Raw genomic sequence first — 22,589 nt, forward strand, 5'->3', positions numbered from 1 at the left:
GCCGCCAACTACTCGCTGACAACAGTAAACTCTGATTTCAGATTATCCATCCAGAGCTACATTTTACCATGTAACTTCATCGTAGGGAAATGACAATCTCTACCCCTTGCGCAGCATCGGTTTCACGCGAACTTGCTGTGGGCGGGCGTCTTCTGTGGGTGAAATTGGCCGGTGGAGTTGCTGTTCACGATGCGACGGTAAGACCGCCATCATCCGTGCAAAGGCCTGTTGGGACGCATCCTCATCCGTTGCCAAATAATAGCGCATCAAGGCCGTCGTAAAATCGACCCGGTCCAAGTCATTAAATGGCAGCACCAAATAGTTTTCGCGCGCCCAGGTATTGGCCGCCGCATTGGCCGCAATCAGCGCGGTCCGTTTATTGCCGTCTTGAAAGGGTTGCAATTTTGCCAAGTCAGCGAAGATGTGCCAAGCCGCCATTTCATCCCGATCGGACTCCTGAAATGCGGTCACAATCGCTTGGAGATCCGCTCGTGTGACCACTTCCGGGGGATAGTAGCTCAGCCGCGCTCGTGAGTCAATGGTAATGGCAATGCGGTCGTCTTCATTGTAACGCCCATTTCGCAAATGCCCTGGCAGTGTCGGCTGTTCAACGGATGGCGTGGTGAACGCCTGATTGATGGCAATGATGCCGGCCACCGAAAATCCCACTTGTTTCACCGCCGCGATTCCCCGCAATGTGTCCTGAAAAATGGCAACGTCTGCCCCATTTTGCGCTAACGGTTGCGACGAGTTTAAGTCCAGTGCCTGTTTCGTCTGCGCAACGGTACTCCCATAATCGTTTAGACTGCCTAGCGACGTTATAAATCGTGCCAATGCCGTATTGTCGTGCTTTGTCATGGTCACACCTCCTCATCCAGATATCGCTATTACAGTGAATCATACACTACTTTCTGGCCCTAGGAAATCATTCGACTCACACCCCTGCACGGACGAAAAAAAGCCGCCCCAACTGGACGACTTTCATCTAAACTCTATTTTTGCTTAGCGACCACGTGAACCCGAATCTTAGCGATCACATCGCTGTGTAACTTAACCGGCACGTTGGTGAAACCTAACGTCCGAATAGGTTCTGGGAGGTCGACCTTGCGCTTGTCGATCTTTAAATCGAATTGCTTGTCCAAGGCCTGAACGATTTGCTTGCTTGGGATGGACCCGAATAACCGATCGTCTTCCCCAGCTTTAGCCACGATTTCAACAACCGTTTTCTTGTCTTCCAAGCGCTTTTGCAATTCTTGTGCTTCGGCCAGATCTTCGGCTTCACGCCGTTGTTCAGCTTTGCGTTCTGCGGACAACTGACTCATGGCGGATTGGTTAGCTTCCTTAGCCAATCCCCGCTTGATCAGAAAGTTTTGGGCATAGCCATCGGGAACATTTTTGATTTCCCCGCGCTTCCCTTTTCCGCGAACATCTTTGATAAAAATGACTTTCATGGCGGTCACTCCTCTAATTTCATTTCTAAATTAATCCTACGCTACCTCTTGGTAAGAAGCAATTAATCGTTGTGGGGCCAAATAGATGTCCTCATTTCGCTTTACCGGACGGTCATGGGTCATGCGCGCCGATTAAGCCCTAAGTCGTCACCGGTTCTGGGTCGTCCGACTTGTTCAAAATGTCGAGCAACTGCTGCTTGACCTCGGTCACCGTCTTGTCGGCGATCTGGGTCGCGGCGTTGGACAAATGACCGCCACCACCCATGTCCTCCATGGTCAGCTGCACGTTGATCTCCCCCAACGAGCGGGCGGAAATCCCCACGCGGCCATCCGCTCTGCGCGTGATGACGAACGAGGCGTCAACGCCCGACATGTTGAGTAAGTCATCGGCCGCTTGAGCAGCGGTGACGGGATCATACGTCTGGTCCTCTTCACCAGCAACGATGGCCATGTCCTCATTGACGAACTCGACCATCTCAATCAAATGATTCCGTTGCAGGTAACTGTCGACATTTTCCTTCATGTACTGCTGCATCTTGACGGCGTCAGCACCGGCAGACCGCAGATAACTGGCGGCGTCAAACGTCCGGGTCCCCGTCCGCAGCGAGAAGTGCTTGGTGTCAACGAAGATCCCGGTCAGCATGGCCGTAGCTTCCAGCTTGTTGATGGGTTCACTCTCCTGTGACTGGTACTCAAACATTTCGGTGATCAACTCACACGTTGAGCTGGCGTAAGGTTCAATGTAGACCAACAGTGGATTTTCAGGGAACTCTTCGCCCCGCCGGTGATGGTCAATGATCATCACACGGTTTTCCATGCGGTGGTAAAGCTCAGCGGAAATGGAGATCGATGGCTTAGAATGGTCGACCATCAGCAGCATACTCTGGTCGGTGGCCTTTTCCAGCGCCTCTTCCGGTGAAATGATGGCGGCATCGATTTCCGGATATGCCTTTAAGTTATCCAGCAGCCGTTGCACATCCGAGTGAACCGTTTCCTTGTCCAAGACGATCCAACAGGTCTTCTGGTTCATCTGCGCAATCCGGCGAATCCCCAGGCACGCGCCCAGTGAATCCATGTCGGGTTGTGAATGCCCCTGAACGAAGATTTGGTCGGATTCGTTCATCAGCTCTTGCAGGGCCTGTGAAATCATCCGGGCCCGCACCCGCGTCCGTTTTTCCATCGGGTTGGTCTTCCCGCCGTAATAGCGGGCTTCTTGGTCGGCGGCCTTCACGACAACTTGGTCCCCACCCCGTCCTAGGGCGAGATCCAGGTTGCTCTGGGCTTGGTCGGCCAACTTGTTCAAATTCGGGTCCCCGTAAGCAATCCCAATACTCAGGGTCAACGGGAAGTTTTGCTTCGACGTACTCTCCCGAATGGTATCCAGAATCTTAAATTTATCGGCTTCAATCGCGGCCAACGACTTGGCGTAGGCCAGAATAAAGTAGTGGTCGTCGTCCAACTGTTTTAAGTACATATCAAACTGCTGCACCCAAGCGGATAACTCGTTGGTGACATAATTTCGCAGGTTCGAAATGTCCTGATCGGTCATCGACTGCGTAATTTCATCGTAGTTATCCAAGAAGACTTGACCAATCGCAATTTTTTCGTCGTCATACTGTTCTTGAATCAACTCGTAGTGCGTGATGTCATAGAGGTAAATGGCGTGAAAGTCTGGTTGGACGTACAGCGTGAAGCGGTAATCTTGCCAACGCACCGTCGTCATGGTCTTGGGCTCGGCGTCATCGATCAACTTCGCCAAGTCCGGATCGACCGTCGCAATGGTCCGGTTCAAGACATCCTGATCCCCAAAATATTTCTGGAGATAAGGATTGACCCACTCAATCTGGTTGTTGTCTCCCAGAATCATCACACCAGGTGGCATGCGAAGCAGCGCCTCTTGCTCACCCTGCTGAATCCGAAACGACAGGTCGGAAATGTACTGCGTCGTGTCGGCCCCAATTTCGGCCATGGTATTAAACGTCACTAGCGTTGAAATCCCCACTAGGATTAAAATCACGATGCCGAAGATCCAATTGAGCAAAAATGACAGGACGATTCCCAGGATGGCCAGTAATGCCGTCATCGCAGCAATGCCCCGCAAGCGCCGGTTCTGTAAGAATTCAGGCACGTTAGCTCGCGAAAATAATTTATTCATTTTTCTCCTCATCTGATTCGTCTGGAAAATTTGTGCGTCCCGGAAAAAACACCGGCCGCAACTTACAAATAATACCCCTATTTTATCACACTCCGAAGTAATCACAAAACTTGGTCCCCGGATAGAAGCCCGCCATGACGGGGCTGGTTAGGGATTTAGGGTCAGATGAAATTTCCTTTATTTCCCTCCTTGACCTTGACGCGACGACAACCTGTATAGTAGATTCTAAGCAAGACAGGAGGTGGTCCCATGGCCTACAGTGTTCAAGCGCTCGCGCAACTCGCCGGCGTCAGTCCGCGAACGTTACGCTACTATGATCAAATCGGCCTATTACCCGCCGACCGCAATCCGGATAACGGTTACCGCGAATATTCAACGGCCGCCGTCGACCGGTTACAGGTCATTCGCTATTTCCAAGCGTTCGATTTTAGTTTAGCGGAAATTCAGGCGCTGCTGGCGCAACCCACAGCCGCCCAAACGACGGCTTTAGCGCAACAGCGGGTCGCACTGGCCGCCAAACGTGATCACCTGACCGCCTTGCTAACCACACTGGACCGCACGTTAGCGGCCCGCCAAGGAGGTCCCCAGATGACCGATACAGAAAAATTTACTGCCTTTAAACGGCAACAGTTGACCGCCAATGACCAACAGTTTGGCGCAGAAGCCCGCCAAAACTATGGCAAAGCTGCCGTCGATGCCAGCCAACAACGGTTTTCCCAGCTCACCGAAGCTGACTACCAGGCGATGCAGGCCACGGAAAAAGATCTATTAGCCGCGCTAAAAGTCGTGACCACGACTGGCGACTACGCGAGTCCCACCGCCCAACAGGTCTATCGCCTTCATCGGCAATGGTTATGTTTCACGTGGAACAATTATTCGGTGGCCGCGCACCAGGGCTTGGCCCAGCTCTACTTGAGCGATGACCGCTTCGCCAAGTACTACAACCAACGAACGGGCTGCGCCAACGCAACTGCGGCACTGGTTGCTTGTATTCAACGCTATGCCAAGTAGTCTATTTCGATGCAAAACGGGCCTGGGAAAAACTCCCAGGCCCGTTTTGCCATTCCGTCACTGATTAACCACCGTCCCTACACGAATTTAACCGTCAATTCGTGATTGGTCTGGCTCGCAATGTCGACCAATTGCGCCATCGTTGCGCTCGCCGTGCCCTCTTCGATCTGCGCAATCAACAGGACCGGTTGACCCACCAACTGCGCGAAGTCTCGCCGCGATAACCCCAAGCGTTTACGTAGCCGACGAACGGCCATGGCAATCTCTAAATCCGCCTTGACCTGATGATATTCCCGGGCCAGTTCCGGATCCACCGCCATTCGCCGTTCAATTTCATCCTCATCATACTTTCTCAAAGTCATTCGCCCCCCAAAAAAGAAAATACCATCACTATTTATCTTCTATTTTGACACGAACTCCGGCTAATTCGGCTGGTCAACTCGCGGTTAATAAAGTCGGCTTCAAAACCTTTCGGGTAAAGCGGGACACAGAGAACGACATCATTCAACCGGTTAAGTTCGACGATAACAAAAAGGCCTGGCGTTTTAGTCCAGACCCGCAATGTATACCACATAAAAATTGTTATTCGTTCAACGGTACGGTTGACGCCAATGACGTTTAATTAATGACGTAATAATTCAGTTGACTGCCCACCTTGACGTTTTTTGTCGATTGATTGGCAAAACCGAGCTTGATCTTTGACGTCATACTTTCCGTATCACTCACGTAACCCGCTGGAATTTGGAAGTTATTAATATCCACAACATCGGTCGTTTTGGCTCCTCCTAACACGGGTAGCACAAACGAACTGATCAATTTATCAGTCTTGGTATCGCGGTAATTAATCGTGACCCCTTCGCTAGCCTTAGGTGTTGGAATAGCTGTCAGACCGCTTTCCTTGATGTAGCCACCGATGCCGGGACGATTAACATCGTACGCCACGACCCAGCGATCGCCTTCGCGCACACGCGTCTTGGCATTATCAATGACAAAGACATCGTTCTTATTTGCCACGGTACTCTTCTTGTTAGGTTGCGTCTTACCGTCAAAGCCGGCCCAAAATGGAAGCGTGTAGAGAAGTTGGGTGCCATCATCTACGGTTCCGGGCGTCGTTAAGCGATAAAAGTGGGTGGTTTCTTCGGTCGTCAACGCACTATCGGTTAACGAGGAGAAAAATTGTACGCCACCAGCTGGCTTCGCCGCGGTCTTCTTGTAGTAGATCATGCCGAGGCTGTGCTGCTTCGTCTTCCCGGCATAAATCCAGCCTTTAATGCTGTGATCAAAGGTCTCGACCTTGTAGTATACCGCGCCCCGATTGGTGGTTGCCTTGCGCCGCCACATGAAGGTCTTTTCACCCGTTTTAGATGCATTCAGTGCCAGCAGTTGCTTTTTACTCTTAACCAATTTAGCGCCCTTGATTGTCCCTGGTTTGGTATAAAGGGCATAATTACCCGTAAAGGAAAAATAGGTAGCTGATTCTTTGTAATTGTAGCCGTACTTCGTCACCTTGGCATAGCTTTTCGCTTGTGCTGGTTGGCTAGTCGTCAAGACACCCACACCGCCGATTGCGACACCAATCAACAATAAATTCTTCACTATTTTTTTCATAATGAACCCCCTAGTTTAACTCCAGTATACCTGATTTTAACTGTTGGCAAGATTAAGCTTGTGTAACTAGCCGCGGTCCCCCAGCGGCTTACGATTGGGCTGCATTTAAATTCAATATTGCTACCGTGTACCGCCTATTCCTGCGTTAGTTTTCTCAGCCAGTCGGGAAATAATTCCTTAGGTTAGACAAACTGAATTCGAAGTTGGTGATGGGTTTTAGCAGCAATATCTGCAAGGGTCTTATTGGTTGCCGTTACTGCCCCCGTCTCAATCCGAGCAATTGTTGACTGCGGCTTATCAACTAAGCGCGCGAAGTCTCGCTGAGATAGCCCCAGACTTTCCCGTAATTGCTTAACAGCTACCGCAATTTCCAGATCAACCTCGGCTTGATCGTAGGCACGCGCAAAGTCTTTGCTTGCTTGTTTTCTTGCTTGGATATAGTCATCTATCCGGTTTAAAGTCATTTCAAATCATCCTTTCTGACGTACAGATTTCTAATGTGTCTTCCCCGTTTGATTTCACGTGAAGGCGTTTTTTGACTCTTTTTAGTAAAACCATGTGTAATAACATAAATAAAATTGTGTAAGCAGACCTTTCCTTGACGCCCCTGCTGCTGGGCCTGTAGACTGACATCACTATCTATAGAGGAGAACCACATGACTTTCAAAAAAACAATTGTCTGGCTGATTGCGTTCGTTGTGGCCTTTGGGATAACTTTTTACAGCTTGAGTTTTCTGATTGACCGCCTCTGGGGAAGCGGATCGTTCATGATCATTGCCAGCATCTTCAGCCTCATCATTTCCCTGAGCGTCGCCGAGGAGACCGCACGTTGGGCCATTGCTCACCATTGGCAATGGCCGCGGTAAAAATGGTAAGTCCGTCGATGTTTCACATGAAACATTATTTTAAACCGCGACAAAAAGAAGCGCCTCGACCAATCTGGCCGAAGCGCTTTTTCACAGATAACCTAATCTAATCCTTGAATCCGGCGTGACAGACTGTCAGCGGCCTTGATGGCTGACAGCACGTCGCGTGGCGTTACTGGGAAGCCCATGTTGTGGATGGTTTCGCCCGCTTGGGTGGTCAACGTGGCAACCTTCAGTAAGTCTTCGTCCGAGGCGTCTGCTAAATGGAGATCCGCTAACGTAGTTGGCAATCCCAATTTGGCTTCGAAGTTCAGGTAACGCGCAAATCGTTCATCGCTCGCCCCCTCCAAAACCAAGTTAATCAAGGTCCCAAACGACACCTTTTGACCATGGGACATGCGGTGAACGTCACCAGACAACGCCGTCAGTCCATTTTGGAAACTATGCGCTGCGGCGAGCCCAGAACTTTCAGCCCCGACCCCACTCAGCAAGATGTTGGCCTCAATGATGTGTGCAAGAGCTGGTGTGACCACGTGATCGGCGGCCGCCGCAACGGCTTGGTCCGCGTAGGTGAACAGGAGCTCTTCACATTTTTCGGCCAACGCGATGCCGGCCGCTGTCTGATTCGTTTGTAACGGCAATAGTGTCGTGCTGCGTGCCCGGGCAACACTCTGGGCTTCAACGTTGGTCGATAACGCATCAGCGATCCCGTCGACCAGGAAGCGGACTGGCGCCCCCGCAATGACGGAGGAATCCACCAAGACTAAGTCGGGATTCTTGTCGTAGAACTGGTACTTCAGGAATTCACCATTGGCGGAGTAGATGACACTCAACCGGGTACATGGCGAGTCATTAGACGCCAGGGTTGGCACGATAACGACTGGCACGTGCAGGCGGTCACCAACGGCCTTGGTGGTGTCGTTGGTCTTCCCGCCACCCAGGGCAATCACAAATTTGGCATCCTTTTCCTCGCCAATAGCCTTGATCCGTTCAATTTCTTCAGGTGAACTTTCACCGTTGAAATGGATGTGCTCGATTTTCAAGCCGTCCGCGGTCAAGTCTTTGTAAAATTCTTCGCCAATTAGGCCCCACACAATGTCGTCTGCCAGCAGTAACCCATGATCGCCAAATGGTGCAATGTAGCGTGCCGCTTGCTTAAGCAGTTGGTCGCCTTGAACATAAGTAGATGGACTTGCGAATGCTGTAATCATCGGAAATACCTCCATTAATTAAGAATGGCTTCATTGTAATCGCTTTCAATAAAAAGATTCACCGAATGACTTCATTAGACTAGCCTGGTAAAGTAAGTGCCAACAACCAAGCAACTAAGTAATACGTTGGCTCAAGAGATCAGCCATTAATTAGTGGTGGTCGCTGAAACTTAACGGAATGTGGCTAACCACGACGGACAAAAGTTTTCTGTACGCACACCTCGTACGCGTTAATTACCAAACGAAAAAATCAGGGACAGTCGCACCTGGGCTCGAGCCGGCGATTTAATCTTGGCCTTCGATTAATATCGTGCCCTCAGTATACGGGCTTCTTAGGACCCCCGCTACTAAACAATCTTGTAAATATAATCACATAAGAACCATTTACAGTGATGACCGCTGTAGGGGCTAACGATACCAAGCGTTCTGACAGATAAGCAAAAAAAAGAACCAACCACATTTCTGTAGTTGGTTCCCGTGAATTTAGAATTAACCTTCTTCACTGACGAAAGGCATTAAGCCCATAATCCGTGAACGCTTGATAGCAATGGTTAACTTACGTTGGTTCTTGGCACTCGTGCCAGTAACCCGACGAGGTAAGATCTTGCCTCGTTCGGAGATGAACCGACGTAATAAGTCAGTGTCTTTGTAATCAATGTATTCGATGTGGTTGGCTGCAATAAAGTCAACCTTACGACGGCGACGGCCGCCACGACGTTGTCCTGCCATAGGATATTTCCCTCCTCGTGATTTAGAAATTAGAACGGTAAATCATCATCGGAAATGTCAATTGAATCCCCCGTATTGGCAAACGGATCAGCTGCGTTATTGTTCCCAGCGTTTCCTTGGTTGCCAGCCGGATTAGGAGTCGTGTTTTGGGTAGGCGCTGACGGTGTTGCCGTCGGGTTCCCACTCGTAAACGGATTGCCATTTTGATTCTGATTTTGAGGAGCACTATTATTCATGGAGCCGCCATTGTAGTTACCGCCCTCATTGTTGTTCGCGTTGCGAGAACGTGGTTCGAGGAATGAAAAGTCCTCGACAACAACTTCGGTCACGTAAACACGTTGGCCTTGTTGATTTTCGTAATTCCGGGTCTGGATACGGCCTTCAATTCCGACAAGGGAACCCTTGTGGAAGAAGTTCGCAAAGTTTTCCGCGGACTTGCGCCAGATGACGCAACTCACGAAATCAGCTTCTCGTTCACCAGTCTTGTTGGTAAACCGCCGATCAACGGCCAGCGTAAATGTGGCAACAGCAGCACCGCCTTGGGTGTAGCGTAAGTCAACATCCCGTGTCAGTCGGCCAGTAAGTACTACTCGGTTGATCATTGCTGAATAACTCCTCTCAAATTTAAGTTTAAATTAGTCTTCGCGCTTAACGATCATGTGACGTAAGATGCTGTCGTTGATCTTAGCTAAACGGTCGAATTCGTTTAAAGCTTCGTCATCAGAAGCGTTTAACGTGATAACGTGGTAGATACCTTCGTTAAAGCCACCAATTTCGTACGCGAACCGACGCTTTGACCAGTCTTTCGAGTTGATCAATTCTGCACCGTTGTCAGTCAGTAACTTGTCGAAGCGTTCAACCAATGCGGTCTTAGCGGCATCGTCAAGGTCTGGACGAATGATGTAGGTGATTTCGTATTTAGTAGTTTCCATGAATGTTACACCTCCTTATGGACTTCAGGCCCCCGCTGCAATGCGGAAGCAAGGAGAGACACTAGCGTAAGCCAGATACTCACAAGCTAGTAGTATAGCATATATCTAAAACTTAAGCAAATCGGGGCCGACCGACGGAATATTGCCTACGCTATACAGTTAACTCCGCAAAACGGCCGTGAATATTTTTTTAGTGACGCAATTTTTTTAATTCATTTAGCCGAACGCGGGGTGCCCGGTCGCCGCGTAGGTTGCCAGTAAGGCAAAATCATCTACCAATCGCGCTGAAGTCTGCTGTTGAATCGCCCAGTTGACGCCCTCCTGCAAAATCTGCCCAGCTAGCTTGGCCTGCCCCCGCCGAAACAGCGTTGCAGCATACAGATAATAGACCGTCCCCAGCGCATCGTGACCATCGAGTACGCGTGCCTCGCGAATCATGTTCACCGCCAAAGTGAACCCCGCATCATCCTGGCGACCAGCCCAGGCATCAACATAGTTCTGCGTCGCCAACGTGACTAATTCCAACGACTGGTACTGCCGGGGGCGTTGCGGCGTCATCAATGCCAGCGCCGTTTGAAAATAACGACTGGCCCGAACCGCATCCCCCGTGGCCTGAAACACACTGCAGCCGTAGTAGTAATAGTAGACCTGCAGATCCCGGTCCGTCCGTAACGTAGCTAGCCGGTCGTGGTTGTCCAAATAGGCCATGAGCTTAACGGACTGTTGCCGCTGTGCCAACGTCTCCACCCGCCGGCTAAAAGTCAGCTGGCGGCGCATCACGTACCCGGTCTGAATCAGTTGTTGCAAGGGGAGCTTTAGGCGCTGACAGAGGGCCGTTAACAGGGCCGGGGTCGGTAGCATCTGGCCCGCCTCAATGGCCTGCAGCTGGCCAACGGGGCACACCCCCGTTGCCAACTCTGCCAGACTGATTCCCCGTTGTTGCCGTTCGCACTGTAACTGGTGGCCTAAGCAACTCACCAGCGCCGAAAAGTCCTCATTTGTCACACTGCTTCCCCCCTGCTATCCCCTAGATGTTAGTTAATTCCTAAGATAGCAGAGTTAATCATTTAAGTAAATGGGATAAACCATTTACAATTAAATTGATATTAGTTTGTTCATGTAAACGGTTCAATTCAGCTGACCATCGCCGGCTGCTGGCAGCACCCATTGACTAACCCGCAAAAAAAACGGGGGCTACCATCGCTGGCAACCACCCGTTTTTCATCATTAATTTTTTTAATCTTCAGTGTTGTCGCTATCGCTAGCAGCATCGGTATCGTCAGAGACGACCGGCGCCGATTCGGCGGTGCCATCGTCACTTGCTGCCGGGGCATCCCCGTCAGCCGGTGCGGTCTCATCCGCCGTCTCGTCTTCCTTAGCCACCTTGGCCATCGTGGCCACGGCGGTATCGTCATTCAACCGAATCAGGTGGACCCCTAAGGTTGCCCGCCCGGTCTCGGAAACGTCGGCGACGCTAAAGCGAATCATGACACCCTTGTTGGTGACCAACATGATGTCTTCATCACCGTCAACCGTGGTCAAACCAGCCAGTGGCCCGTTCTTCTCACTCACGTTAACGGTCTTGATTCCTTTACCACCACGTCCCTTGATAGGGTACTCGCTGGCAGCTGTTTGCTTCCCATAACCCTTTTCGGAAATGACAAACACGTGGCTGTCCGGCTTGAGGACACTGGCGCCAATGACGTAGTCGCTGTCACGCAGCCGGATCCCGCGGACCCCAGTTGCTGAACGACCCATTGAGCGCACGTCTTCAGCCGCAAAGCTAACGGCGTAACCCAGGTGCGTCCCGATGATCATGTTCGCTTGGGCATTGATAATGTCCACGTCGATCAGCTCATCGTCATCCTTCAAGTTGATGGCCTTCAGACCATTGCTCCGGATGTTGGCAAATTCATCGACTGGCGTCCGTTTGACCGTCCCCTGAACCGTTGTGAAGAATAGGTCCCGGTTGGCGTTTTCGCCCGGATTAGCGACGTTGATCACGGCTTGAACGTGCTCGTTATTGTTGATCCCCAGCAAGTTGATCACTGGAATTCCCTTGGCCGTTCGCCCGTATTCAGGGATTTCGTAGCCCTTCATCCGGTAAACTTTCCCGGTGTTGGTGAAGAACAGCAACATATCGTGAGTCGAGGTCGCCACGAGGTGTTCGATGAAATCATCATCGTGCACACCCATGCCTTGAACCCCTTTACCCCCACGGTTCTGTGCCTTGAACTCGGACGTTGGCAAGCGCTTGATGTAGCCGTTGTGGGTCAAAGAGACCACGACGTCTTCTTCAGCGATCAAGTCTTCGTCTTCCAAGCTCAACACTTCGCCGACCATTAATTCGGTCCGTCGCTTGTCGCCAAACTTGTTTTGGATTTCCAAAAGTTCTTGGTAGATGATGTCCTGTTGACGTTCCTTGGATGCCAAGATTTCCTTGTAATCCTTGATGTTCGCCATGACATCGTTGTATTCCTTTTCGACCTTTTCGCGTTCCAAACCGGTCAGACGAACTAACCGCATGTCCAAAATGGCTTGTGATTGCTTGTCTGATAAGCTGTAGCGCGTCATCAACTCATTCTTCGCCACTTCAGCGGTCTCTGACTGCCGAATAATGGTGATGATGGCGTCGATGTGGTCCAGCGCGATCCGCAACCCTTCCAGGATGTGGGCCCGGGCTTCGGCCTTCTTCAGTTCAAACGCGGTCCGCCGCCGGATAACTTCCAGCTGGAATTCCAAGTAGTACTGCAGAATTGGCTTCAGGCCCAGCACTTTAGGCGCGCCGTTGACGATGGCCAGCATGTTGATCCCAAAGGAGGTCTGCATCAAGGTCATCTTGTATAAGTTGTTTAAAATGACTTCGGCACTGGCATCGCGACGAACATCGACCACGATCCGCATCCCCGTCCGGTCGGATTCATCGTTGACATCGGTGATGCCTTCAATGCGTTTGTCCCGGGCCAGTTCGGCGATCCGTTCGATCAATTTCGCCTTGTTGACCATGTACGGAATTTCCGTGGCCACAATGCGTTGCTTGCCGTTCTTTTCTTCTTCGATGTCGACCTTCGCCCGCAAAGTAATGGTACCCTTACCGGTCTCGTAAGCCCGCCGAATCGCGGCCTTACCCATCACAATTCCCCCAGTAGGGAAATCGGGGCCCGGCAAAGCTTCCATCAAGTCAGCTAACGTGGCATCGGGGTTCTTCATCAAAATGTGCAGGGCACTGATGACTTCCGTCAGGTTGTGCGGCGGAATGTTCGTGGCCATCCCCACGGCGATCCCGGAAGCCCCGTTAACTAACAGGTTCGGGAAACGCGATGGCAAGACCACGGGTTCTCTTTCGGACCCATCGTAGTTATCTTGAAAGTCAATCGTGTCCTTGTTGATATCCCGGAGCATTTCCATCGCCACTTTGCTCAGGCGTGCTTCGGTATACCGCATGGCAGCGGCGCCGTCACCATCGACGGAGCCAAAGTTCCCGTGACCATCCACTAACATGTAGCGGTACGAGAAGTCTTGTGCCATCCGCACCATGGATTCATACACCGCAGAATCTCCATGTGGATGGTATTTACCCAAGACATCCCCGACCACTCTGGCTGATTTCCGGAATGGCTTGTCGGGGGTGATCCCAAGTTCATGCATATCGTACAAAATCCGGCGGTGGACTGGCTTTAAACCATCCCGCACGTCCGGTAACGCCCGCTGAACAATCACACTCATCGCGTAATCCAGGAAGGATGTGCGCATCGTTTGTGAAAGGTCAACGTCGGTGATTCGACTTAAATAATCTTGATCAGCCAAATTTTTTACCCTCCGTTCTTCCCGTTACACGTTAAACATCAAGGTCAGCAAAGGTCGCGTTTTCCTCGATAAATTGCCGGCGGGGCGCCACTTTATCACCCATCAACATGCTGAAGACTTGATCAGCATTGATGGCGTCTTGCGCGTCGACCCGTAAGAGCCGCCGGTTTTCAGGATCCATGGTCGTTTCCCAAAGCTGTTCCGCGTCCATTTCCCCTAACCCTTTGTACCGTTGAATCTGTGGTTTCGGTGCAGGGGCCAGCTTGCCGAGTAACTCTTTCAACTCATCGTCAGAATCCAGGTAACGTTGGAACTTCCCTTGGCGTACCCGGTAAAGTGGTGGGCAGGCAATGTAAACGAACCCGGCATCCAGCAATGGCCGCATGTAACGGTAGATCAGCGTCAACAACAACGTCCGAATGTGGGCGCCATCGACATCGGCATCAGTCATAATAATCAGCTTATGGTAGTTGGCCTTGGCAACGTCGAAATCGTCACCAAACCCGGTCCCCATGGCGGTAAACATCGACCGAATTTCTTCATTGGCTAAGATCCGGTCCATTGAGGCCTTCTCCACGTTCAAAATCTTCCCCCGAATTGGCAAGATGGCTTGTGTCAGCCGCGAACGGCCTTGCTTAGCCGACCCACCGGCGGAATCCCCTTCGACAATAAACAATTCGGAGATTTCGGGGTCCTTAGACGTGTTATCGGCCAATTTCCCAGGGAGGTTACTGATTTCGAGTCCGCTCTTCTTCCGCGTTACTTCCCGCGCCCGCTTTGCAGCGACCCGCGCTTTGGAAGCCAGCGTCCCTTTGTCCACAACTTTGCGGGCAATATCCGGGTGCTCCATCAAGTAACGCATGAAGTGGTCGGCAAACGTATGGTCCACGGCCGTCCGGGCATCGGAGTTCCCTAACTTGGTCTTGGTTTGACCTTCAAATTGTGGGTCCGGGTGCTTGACGGAAACGACCGCCGTTAACCCTTCACGAACGTCATCCCCGGTCAGGTTAGGCTCGTTATCCTTCATCAGCTTGTTTTGACGCGCGTAGTCGTTTACGACCCGCGTCAAGGCCCGTTTGAACCCTTCCTCATGCGTCCCACCTTCGTAGGTGTGGATGTTGTTGGTAAAGGTCAACAGGTTGTTGTGATAATCATCGGTATACTGTAAGGCCACTTCAACGGTGATGCCATTTTCTTGGCCCTCAACGTAGATTGGTGGTTCGAACAGTGTCGTTTTATTTTCGTTTAAGTAGTCAACGTAGTGGCGAATCCCACCTTCATACAGGAAATCCTCTTCCGTTGGCTTTTCCGGCCGTTCGTCACGAATCGTGATGCGAAGGCCCTTGTTCAAGAAAGCCAGTTCACGGATCCGGGTGGTCAACGTCTTAATGTCAAACGTCGTTGTTTCCCGGAAGATATCTGGATCCGGCAGGAAGTGGACGATGGTCCCGTGACGATCTGGATCAAGGCCCTCTTCGGCAACGTACATCGGCGTCTTGACGTGGCCGTGGTCAAAGGCAATGGCGTAACGCTTGCCCCCCCGAATAACTTGGACTTCCAAGTGGGTCGACAACGCGTTAACGACGGATGCCCCCACCCCATGAAGACCACCGGAGACTTTGTACCCGCCACCGCCGAATTTACCACCGGCATGCAGGATCGTGTAGACCGTTTCCAAAGCGGGTTTCCCCGTCTTCTTCTGAATGTCCACAGGAATTCCCCGTCCGTTATCGGTTACGGTGATACTGTTGTCCTTTTCGACCGTCACGTGAATCACATCGGCAAAGCCCGCTAAGGCCTCATCGATCCCGTTATCAACAATTTCCCAGACCAAATGGTGCAGACCTTGGGCGCTGGTCGAGCCAATGTACATCCCCGGACGCTTCCGGACCGCTTCCAAGCCTTCTAGGACTTGAATTTGACTGGCATCGTATTCCCGGGCTTGTTCTGCTTTGGTTTCGTGTTCGTAATCAGCCACTGCCTAATCCTCCTTTGTTGCCGAATCCCCCGTTGCAGGCGATTCATCGGCCACCACGGCCCCGTTTTCGACATGAAAAATGGTTGGGTCCTTGATCAGCTGGCGGGTGATCCCGCTCAAACTGGTGGTGGTAATAAACGTTTGTACCTTGTCCTGAATCGCCGTCAGTAAATGTGTCTGGCGCGCATCGTCCAGTTCAGAAAGTACGTCATCAAGTAATAAGACCGGATATTCACCGGTCTCTTCTTTCATCAGGTCAATTTCAGCGAGCTTGACGCTCAACGCCGTGGTCCGCTGTTGTCCCTGCGAGCCAAACGTCTGGACGTTCTTGCCGTTGACCTGAAAATGCAGGTCGTCGCGGTGAGGACCAACCAGAGTCGTCCCCTGATAGAGCTCCTTGTCGCGCTGCTTGGTGTAGAGGGCCGTTAACGCATCGCAAATGGTCTTGGCGTCCGTCAATTGGTCGTCAGGCACCTGCGTCGCGTAGTGGAACGTCAACTCCTCGCGCTGTTGTGAAATCTCAGCGTGAATCGTCTGGGCCCAGTGCTCAAGCTTCCGTAACATCGTCAGTCGAGCCATGATAATTTCCGCCCCGTAAGCCGCTAATTGATCGGACAGGACAGACAAAAAAAGGAGGTCCTTTTTTTGCTTGTGCTGTAAGTCCTTCAAGTAGTGGTTCCGTTGTTTCAATAAGGTCCGATACTGACTGAGGTTATAGAGGTAACGGGGATTCATCTGCCCGAATTCCATGTCCATGAAGCGCCGCCGCACAGCGGGAGCACCCTTGACGATGGCTAAATCTTCCGGAGCAAACAGGATCACGTTGAGCTGTCCCACGTACTGGGAGAGCCGCGCTTGTTCCAAGTGATTGACCTTGGCCCGTTTCCCTTGCCGCGAAAAAGTGAGCTCTAACGGCACCGTGCCGGCAGATTTAACCACGCGGCCACTCACCTTGGCCGTTTTGGCCTGCCAATTGACCAGATCATGATCATTGGCGGTTCGGTGACTGCGGGTTAACGCCAGCACGTAGATTGCCTCTAATAAATTGGTCTTGCCCTGCGCATTTTCCCCCAATAAGACGTTGATCCCTTGACCTAACTGAAGATCCGCGTCCTGGTAATTACGAAAATGCTGCAGCTGCAACTCTTGCAAATACATTATTCACCCTGCTTTGAGCGTATAACAAACGAGCCTGCATCAGGAACATCCACCGTATCGTTAGGATACAGCTTACGACCCCGTCGATCATCTGGCTCGTCGTTGACCTTCACGGTGTTTTCCCGCAAATACCACTTGGCTTGACCGCCAGTACTGATAACGGCTTCTTCCTTGAGCATCTGGCCCAAAGTGATGTAGGGCGTGTCAATGAAAACTTCTTTTTTCACAATTTCACCCCTTAATTTTCTTCTCTTATATTATACCGCTTTTTACGGCAAAGGTACAGATTAACCACCTTATTTTTGCGTTCTCAGCCAATCTGACCCCTTCCTGATATTTTTGGTAAAAATGCTGTAAATTTGCTCAGAATTAAAATAAGCGGCATTCTGGCGAAAAACGGCTGTTTTTGACCACAAAGTCAGCAATCATCCGATTTTCCTGAAAATCAGCTGCCATGTGCGCACGCAAGTAACGAATTTCGTCCCAGATTTTACGTAGTTTTCACGAGTGCGGCGCGAAATGAAGGCGGTGAGAGCTAACCGTTTATTTATCACGGCAATGGCGCGTGGGACAAAAGGCGGTTAGTCAATGAGCATGAACGGCGTGTTTACGTTTTGGGTAAACATCTTCAAAACTGACGGTCCCTAACCGGCTATCGAAAAATAACGGAACGTGGTTTTGGCAGCACGTGTCGCCGGTGACAGCTTGTGGTGCTTATGCTTTCCCCGAAAGTTATCCACAGTCGGCCACTTAAAAATTGCCGCAAAAAAACGCCCCCGCGTGACACTCGCGAAAGGCGTTTTTCATTTTCGTTAAAACCAGCTTAGAACGTCCGCACTGGCGTGATCAGTTGAATAAAGTTACTGGTATCTTCCGTTGGTACCAACGTAAATGGCCGCAACGCAGAGGTGAAGGCCACCCGAATCGTCGCTTGACCAAACGACCGTAGCGCATCCTTCATGTAGTCAGGGTTAAACGAAATTTCGAGGTCATCCCCCGTCAATTCCTTAGGCGCCAGGTCTTCTTCAACGTTCCCGACATCGGGGGAGTTACTGAAGATGGTGACGTGGTTGTCAGCTGGCGTCAACGTCAGCTTAACCACGTTATTGCGGGATTCATGCGACAACAGTGAGGCCCGTTCAACAGCTGCCAGCAATTCTGGCGCTTCGAATTCGACCGTGGTTGAAGCTTCCTTAGGGATCAACCGGGACGTATCTGGGTAATTCCCTTCCAGTAAGCGGGAGTAGAACGACGTGTCACCGAGTAAGAAGAGCACTTGGTTTTCGGAGAACTGCATCTTCACATCGCTATCATCGTCGCCGATCATTCGGGACAGTTCGGTCAAACTCTTCCCTGGAATGATCACGTCAAACGTGGCATTGCTAGGCGTTGGGAGTTCGATTTGTCGTTGACTCAACCGGTGACTATCCGTGGCGACCGCCAAGAATTGGTTGTCCGCTAAGACAAAGTGGACCCCGGTTAAGATTGGCCGACTCTCTTGATTGGAAACGGCAATAACCGTTTGGCTGATCAATTCCTTGAAGACGGCGCCAGAAAGGACAACGGAATCTGCGGCATCGATCTCTGGTAAATGGGGATAGTTGTTGGCGTCTTGCCCGTTGATGTTAAAGGAAGCCGCCCCGGAAGTGATTTCGGTTTGGAACCCATCTTTAACCGTCACGGTCAGTTCGCTTTCAGGTAACTTCTTAACGATTTCACCAAAGAAACGAGCGGTTAAGACGATTGAACCTGGTTCATCGATCGACAAACCGATATCGGGATCGTCTGCTTTGATCAACGTTTCAATTGAGATGTCGGCGTTGGACCCGGTTAGTAATAACCCAGCGTCACTGGCAACGATCTTTAATCCCGTCAATATGGGGATGGTCGTTTTGGATGAGATAGCCCGGGAGACATTGTTCAGTTCTTTAATGAACGCTGCCCGGTTGATGGTGAATTTCATAGTTTGAACACTCCTTCGTGTGGTGCGCTATTTACTTAATTAAAAGAAAAAGACAGTAGCCGTAGTAGAGCGGTGTATTCTGTGGATAACTTTGAAGAAGGCCTTGTGTTACTAGCTTTTCCACCTGTGGATAACTTGTGGATAACTTTTAGCCTTTTTCTTTTTTATCCACACCTCAACTTTCTCCGTTGGTGTTCCGCCCGAGGAAAATCGGAGAAATCACCGTGCTAGCTTAATTTTATCATACGCCAGTTCGTCACAAAAAGATCGCCGCGAGCCCGTCTCGGTTAACCTTAGAGACCCGGACGATTCTTTGTTTATTGCTTCAACTCGTTGCGGAGGTTCTCGATATCTTTTTGGAGTTCGGGGTCCGTTTTGAGCGAAGCTGCAATCTTGTCGTAGGCGTGAATGACCGTGGTATGGTCCTTACCGCCAAATTCGTTCCCGATTCGCGGCAAGGAAGCTTCCGTCAGTTCTCGCGACAGGTACATGGCGATCTGCCGGGGCATGACGATCATTTTCTTGCGTTTCTTGCCCTTAAGGTCCTTTAGGGACACGTGGAAGTAGTCGGCCACCCGGTTTTGAATCACGGGGATCGTCACAGCATCACTGGCGTTGATCAGATTCAAACTCTTGAGTGCTTCGGCGGCGAGATCAGTCGTGATCGGCTGACGCATCAGCTGATGGTAAGCTTGCACGCGGGCCAAGGCCCCTTCGAGTTCACGGACGTTAGAGTCGATCTGCCCGGCGATGTAGCTCAAGGTGTCGTCGGGGATGTCGATCTGATCGGCGTCCGCTTTGTTTCTAAGAATGGCGATTCGCGTCTCCAAGTCTGGTGGCGTGATATCAACCGAAAGACCCCAGACAAACCGCGAAACTAAACGGTCTTGCAGCTTAGGAATCTCATTTGGTAGCCGGTCGGACGTCAACACGATTTGCTTGTTGTCGTCGTAGAGGGCATTAAATGTATGGAAGAACTCTTCTTGCGTTCCTTCCTTATTAGCGAAGAACTGAATATCATCGACTAGCAGCAGATCAACGTTACGGTATTCCTGACGGAACTGCTCCTGCGTCCGGGTTTGAATCGCATTAATAAAGTCATTCGTGAAGGCCTCGCTGGTGACGTATTTGATCTTGGTGTCCGGATGAGCTTCAAGCATTTTATTGCCGATCGCGTGCATCAAGTGGGTCTTACCCAACCCAACGCCACCATAGAAGAAGAGTGGATTATACATCTTCCCCGGTTCTTCAGAGACGACCAAGGCCGCAGCATGGGCCATTTGGTTCCCTTTGCCGATGACGAAAGTATCAAACGTGTAGCGGGGATTCAAGGCCGTTTCTTTCATAAAAGTTGGCGTTGGTTCCGCCATAGTCGTGGCGTCTAGCGTGCCGGCTTTGGCTTTAAGCGTGGCTTGTTGCTGGCGCTCGCCTTCTAGAATGAGATCAGGCTGAATATCTTCGTGAGTGGTTTGGTATGCGTATTCGATTAATTGCTGGTCCAAATGTTGGTTATTCCAGTAATCGCGATGCAGGGGTGATGGAAGTTCCAAAGTTAATTTGTTGCCGATTAAAGAGATCGGCTTGGCTGTTTCAATCCAAGTTGAATAGGTCGTTGGTGCGTAGTTGGCCTTGAACAACTGTTGGATGTCAGCCCACAAATCTGACATTTCTGGCACTGAGATATCCCCCTATTTTTAGTTTACAAACTCATTTATCCATTGGGAGTATGACCCCCAAAAAGAAAACGTACATTCAGTGTAGCATGAAGGAAAAAAGTTTTCCACAGGCTATTATGGGGTGTGCATAATTGTTTCACAGGAAGTGGAAAGAGTTATCCACAGGGTAGTCAAAAACGGTGGATAACTTTTGAACAAACCAGTTATGCACAGGGCACGGTGGACTAAAAACGTGATAGCAACAAGTGTTTCACAAGTTATCCACAGAATTAACAAAGCTTGATTTCTTGAAATTAACAGTCTGTGGAACAGTGGATAACCCAGTTAGCAAGTCGCGAATAACTTTTTTGAAATCTTCGAGTTATCCACAGGCTAAGTGCATGAAACAAATTTATCTGGGTACAACTTTTTCTTGGAAATTTAAAGTTGCTGTTTCAATTTGGCGGTTTTTATGATAGTATATTCAGGAAATGCATTTAGTATTTGTCTGGCACTGTCAGATGAAAAATAAATAGTCATCGTTAAGAGAGGAGAACTTACCATGAAACGTACTTTCCAACCAAAGAAACGTCACCGTTCACGTGTCCACGGCTTCCGCAAGCGCATGAGCACTAGCAATGGCCGTCAAGTATTAGCACGTCGCCGTCAAAAGGGACGTAAAGTATTGTCTGCATAGGCCGCTGATGGTTCAGTGGTCTTTTTATTTTATCTGCGGCGTGACTGGGACACCAATTCCCCGCGGACTGAAAAATAGTTGAGAATTTTGGAGATGCACCATGCGAAAATCTTACCGCATTAAGAAAGAAGCGGAATTTCAGCAGGTCTTTGAAACCAGGAATTCAGTCGCTAATCGGCAATTCGTGGTGTATTCAATGGAAAAACCAGATCAGCCGCACTTCCGGGTCGGCATTTCTGTTGGGAAAAAGATTGGTAACGCCGTTCACCGTAACTGGGTGAAGCGCCGAATTCGTCAGAGCTTGCTCGAGTTGAAGCCCTATTTGAAACAAGATGTGGACTTCCTGGTCATTGCTCGGCCTCGTGCGGATGGTATTGCCATGCCCGATGCGAAACGCAGCCTAGTGCACGTGTTGAAGCTGGCTAAATTGCTGGATTCTAGCTATAGCGAGGAATAAACGTGAAAAACGTGAAAAAGTACAAACGCACCCTACTGATGCTGGGCATTGTGGGTTTAGTGTTCATCCTTTCCGCTTGTAGCAATAAGCCAATCACGAATCAAAGCACCGGGATCTGGGACGGCTTGATCGTTCTGAACTTCTCGCGGGCGATCATCTGGTTGGCCCATTTCTTCGGTGATAGTTACGGGATCGGGATCATCATCTTTACGATCATCATCCGGATCATCTTGCTACCACTGATGATCTTCCAAACGCGCAGCATGCGGAAGACCCAAGAGGTTCAACCCCAATTAAAAGCATTACAGAAAAAGTATTCGTCTAAAGACAGAGAAACGATGGCCAAGCTTCAGTCAGAACAGCAAAAGCTGTACTCTGAAGCCGGCATCAATCCAATGATGGGTTGTTTACCAGCCTTGGTCCAATTGCCCATTATCTGGGCACTGTACCAAGCCATCTGGCGGACGGCCGTTCTGCGGTCTGGGACTTTCTTATGGTTGCAACTTGGCCACAAGGACCCGTACTTCGTCTTACCAATCTTGGCAGCCTTAGCCACGTTCCTGAGTTCGTGGTTAACGACGAAGTCCGCCCCAGAGACGAACTCCATGAACACGATGATGATCGTCGGGATGCCCGTGGTGGTCTTCTTTACCGCCATGAACGTTGCCTCATCACTGTCGTTGTACTGGACGGTTTCTTATGTCTTCCAGGTCGGCCAAACCCTATTGATTCAAAATCCGTGGAAAATTCAAGCGGAACGCGATAAAAAGGAAAAGGTCAAAGCTGAACACGAACGTATTGTGAAAAAAGCAATGCGGCGTGCTAAGCAAAGTAAACGTAAATAACACCTAAAAAATGCATTTCTCGCCGCTCGGATCAGTCCGGGCGGCTTTTTTTGTGGCTAGCTAAAG

The 22,589-nt window shown here is 50.5% G+C and carries 22 protein-coding genes; 5 read left to right on the forward strand and 17 right to left on the reverse strand.

The window, feature by feature from the left end; all coding sequences use genetic code 11:
- Positions 1 to 99: 99 nt before the first annotated feature.
- The 3 genes from FAY32_RS12595 to FAY32_RS12605 form a co-directional block, all read right to left on the reverse strand.
- Entirely contained in the window at positions 100 to 858 is a 759-nt protein-coding gene (locus tag FAY32_RS12595) for a Fic family protein (RefSeq protein WP_143463777.1), read from the reverse strand.
- Between the two features lie 134 nt (positions 859 to 992).
- Positions 993 to 1,451, reverse strand: a complete 459-nt coding sequence (gene rplI, locus FAY32_RS12600; protein ID WP_143463778.1) for a 50S ribosomal protein L9 — start codon at positions 1,449 to 1,451, stop codon at positions 993 to 995.
- A gap of 139 nt (positions 1,452 to 1,590) precedes the next feature.
- Positions 1,591 to 3,606 (reverse strand): DHH family phosphoesterase, encoded by a 2,016-nt coding sequence (locus FAY32_RS12605; RefSeq protein WP_143463779.1) that lies wholly within the window; start codon positions 3,604 to 3,606, stop codon positions 1,591 to 1,593.
- Positions 3,607 to 3,855: 249 nt separating this feature from the next.
- Here FAY32_RS12605 and FAY32_RS12610 point away from each other — a divergent pair, with 249 nt between their 5' ends.
- Positions 3,856 to 4,617, forward strand: coding sequence for a MerR family transcriptional regulator (locus tag FAY32_RS12610; protein ID WP_143463780.1), 762 nt, complete (start codon positions 3,856 to 3,858; stop codon positions 4,615 to 4,617).
- 77 nt (positions 4,618 to 4,694) lie between these two features.
- On the opposite strand, the gene FAY32_RS12615 is transcribed toward FAY32_RS12610, so the two are convergent.
- From FAY32_RS12615 to FAY32_RS12625, 3 genes are all read right to left on the reverse strand, one after another.
- Positions 4,695 to 4,973, reverse strand: coding sequence for a helix-turn-helix domain-containing protein (locus tag FAY32_RS12615; protein WP_158727598.1), 279 nt, complete (start codon positions 4,971 to 4,973; stop codon positions 4,695 to 4,697).
- A gap of 262 nt (positions 4,974 to 5,235) precedes the next feature.
- Entirely contained in the window at positions 5,236 to 6,225 is a 990-nt protein-coding gene (locus tag FAY32_RS12620) for a hypothetical protein (RefSeq protein WP_143463782.1), read from the reverse strand.
- 182 nt (positions 6,226 to 6,407) lie between these two features.
- Positions 6,408 to 6,689: a helix-turn-helix domain-containing protein gene (locus FAY32_RS12625; RefSeq protein ID WP_143463783.1), complete on the reverse strand. Its 282-nt coding sequence runs from the start codon at positions 6,687 to 6,689 to the stop codon at positions 6,408 to 6,410.
- A gap of 192 nt (positions 6,690 to 6,881) precedes the next feature.
- On the opposite strand from FAY32_RS12625, the gene FAY32_RS12630 reads away from it, so the two are divergent.
- Positions 6,882 to 7,091 (forward strand): OB-fold-containig protein, encoded by a 210-nt coding sequence (locus tag FAY32_RS12630; protein ID WP_143463784.1) that lies wholly within the window; start codon positions 6,882 to 6,884, stop codon positions 7,089 to 7,091.
- Positions 7,092 to 7,192: 101 nt separating this feature from the next.
- On the opposite strand, the gene FAY32_RS12635 is transcribed toward FAY32_RS12630, so the two are convergent.
- From FAY32_RS12635 to dnaA, 11 genes are all read right to left on the reverse strand, one after another.
- Positions 7,193 to 8,302, reverse strand: a complete 1,110-nt coding sequence (locus FAY32_RS12635) for a glycerol dehydrogenase (protein ID WP_143463785.1) — start codon at positions 8,300 to 8,302, stop codon at positions 7,193 to 7,195.
- A 489-nt stretch (positions 8,303 to 8,791) separates the two neighbouring features.
- Positions 8,792 to 9,031 carry a 30S ribosomal protein S18 gene (gene rpsR, locus FAY32_RS12640; protein WP_048733694.1) on the reverse strand — a complete coding sequence of 80 codons (240 nt, stop codon included), beginning with the start codon at positions 9,029 to 9,031 and terminating at the stop codon, positions 8,792 to 8,794.
- A gap of 29 nt (positions 9,032 to 9,060) precedes the next feature.
- Positions 9,061 to 9,633 carry a single-stranded DNA-binding protein gene (ssb, locus tag FAY32_RS12645; RefSeq protein WP_143463786.1) on the reverse strand — a complete coding sequence of 191 codons (573 nt, stop codon included), beginning with the start codon at positions 9,631 to 9,633 and terminating at the stop codon, positions 9,061 to 9,063.
- A 33-nt stretch (positions 9,634 to 9,666) separates the two neighbouring features.
- Positions 9,667 to 9,963, reverse strand: coding sequence for a 30S ribosomal protein S6 (gene rpsF, locus FAY32_RS12650; RefSeq protein ID WP_143463787.1), 297 nt, complete (start codon positions 9,961 to 9,963; stop codon positions 9,667 to 9,669).
- A gap of 216 nt (positions 9,964 to 10,179) precedes the next feature.
- The gene (locus tag FAY32_RS12655) at positions 10,180 to 10,968 is read right to left on the reverse strand and encodes a helix-turn-helix domain-containing protein (protein WP_143463788.1); all 789 of its coding nucleotides are present in this window, start codon (positions 10,966 to 10,968) and stop codon (positions 10,180 to 10,182) included.
- A 231-nt stretch (positions 10,969 to 11,199) separates the two neighbouring features.
- Positions 11,200 to 13,716 carry a DNA gyrase subunit A gene (gene gyrA, locus FAY32_RS12660; RefSeq protein ID WP_404820147.1) on the reverse strand — a complete coding sequence of 839 codons (2,517 nt, stop codon included), beginning with the start codon at positions 13,714 to 13,716 and terminating at the stop codon, positions 11,200 to 11,202.
- An 85-nt stretch (positions 13,717 to 13,801) separates the two neighbouring features.
- Complete coding sequence (gene gyrB / locus FAY32_RS12665) at positions 13,802 to 15,748, reverse strand: DNA topoisomerase (ATP-hydrolyzing) subunit B (protein ID WP_143463790.1); 1,947 nt, start codon at positions 15,746 to 15,748, stop codon at positions 13,802 to 13,804.
- 3 nt (positions 15,749 to 15,751) lie between these two features.
- Positions 15,752 to 16,906, reverse strand: coding sequence for a DNA replication/repair protein RecF (recF, locus tag FAY32_RS12670; protein WP_143463791.1), 1,155 nt, complete (start codon positions 16,904 to 16,906; stop codon positions 15,752 to 15,754).
- The gene (yaaA, locus tag FAY32_RS12675) at positions 16,906 to 17,133 is read right to left on the reverse strand and encodes a S4 domain-containing protein YaaA (protein ID WP_143463792.1); all 228 of its coding nucleotides are present in this window, start codon (positions 17,131 to 17,133) and stop codon (positions 16,906 to 16,908) included. The genes recF and yaaA overlap by 1 nt, the downstream gene beginning before the upstream one ends.
- A gap of 596 nt (positions 17,134 to 17,729) precedes the next feature.
- On the reverse strand, positions 17,730 to 18,869 hold the full coding sequence (gene dnaN, locus FAY32_RS12680; RefSeq protein ID WP_143463793.1) for a DNA polymerase III subunit beta: 1,140 nt from the start codon (positions 18,867 to 18,869) through the stop codon (positions 17,730 to 17,732).
- A gap of 317 nt (positions 18,870 to 19,186) precedes the next feature.
- Positions 19,187 to 20,545: a chromosomal replication initiator protein DnaA gene (gene dnaA / locus FAY32_RS12685; RefSeq protein ID WP_143463794.1), complete on the reverse strand. Its 1,359-nt coding sequence runs from the start codon at positions 20,543 to 20,545 to the stop codon at positions 19,187 to 19,189.
- A gap of 541 nt (positions 20,546 to 21,086) precedes the next feature.
- Between dnaA and rpmH the strand changes: the two genes are divergently transcribed.
- The 3 genes from rpmH (at position 21,087) to yidC (ending at position 22,523) form a co-directional block, all read left to right on the forward strand.
- Positions 21,087 to 21,221 (forward strand): 50S ribosomal protein L34, encoded by a 135-nt coding sequence (gene rpmH / locus FAY32_RS12690; protein ID WP_081624573.1) that lies wholly within the window; start codon positions 21,087 to 21,089, stop codon positions 21,219 to 21,221.
- Between the two features lie 100 nt (positions 21,222 to 21,321).
- Positions 21,322 to 21,678: a ribonuclease P protein component gene (gene rnpA, locus FAY32_RS12695; RefSeq protein WP_048733717.1), complete on the forward strand. Its 357-nt coding sequence runs from the start codon at positions 21,322 to 21,324 to the stop codon at positions 21,676 to 21,678.
- Between the two features lie 11 nt (positions 21,679 to 21,689).
- A complete protein-coding gene (gene yidC / locus FAY32_RS12700) occupies positions 21,690 to 22,523 on the forward strand; it encodes a membrane protein insertase YidC (RefSeq protein ID WP_225428346.1) in 834 nt (277 codons plus the stop codon).
- Positions 22,524 to 22,589 lie beyond the last annotated feature (66 nt).

The sequence above is a fragment of the Levilactobacillus enshiensis genome (assembly GCF_007115095.1).
Taxonomy (GTDB): Bacteria; Bacillota; Bacilli; order Lactobacillales; family Lactobacillaceae; genus Levilactobacillus; species Levilactobacillus enshiensis.